A 231-nucleotide genomic window follows, 5' to 3' on the forward strand; every position below is an offset into this window, starting at 1 on the left:
GGCACGATCCGCGCGGTCGCGGGCCAAGCCGGCCAGCTCGACGAGAACGGCCGCATCATCAACGGCGGCCGTGCGCTGACCGCCGATTCGATCAGCTCGATCTTCTCCGGTTTCCTCGGCGGCGCGCCGGCGGCGGCCTACATCGAGTCGAGCGTCGGCGTGGCCGCCGGCGCGAAGACGGGCCTCGCGGCGGCCGTGGTCGGCCTGCTGTTCCTCGTCGTGATGTTCTTC

General features: G+C 71.9%; 1 protein-coding gene. It reads left to right on the forward strand.

Annotation, left to right across the window (positions count from 1 at the left end):
• Window positions 1-231 (forward strand): solute carrier family 23 protein (locus tag AAEY55_RS18685; RefSeq protein WP_350552800.1); only part of this gene is annotated, 231 nt, incomplete at both ends.

Source organism: Pseudoalteromonas sp. 120-MNA-CIBAN-0494, from assembly GCF_040308885.1.
Taxonomy (GTDB): domain Bacteria; phylum Pseudomonadota; class Gammaproteobacteria; order Enterobacterales; family Alteromonadaceae; genus Pseudoalteromonas; species Pseudoalteromonas nigrifaciens.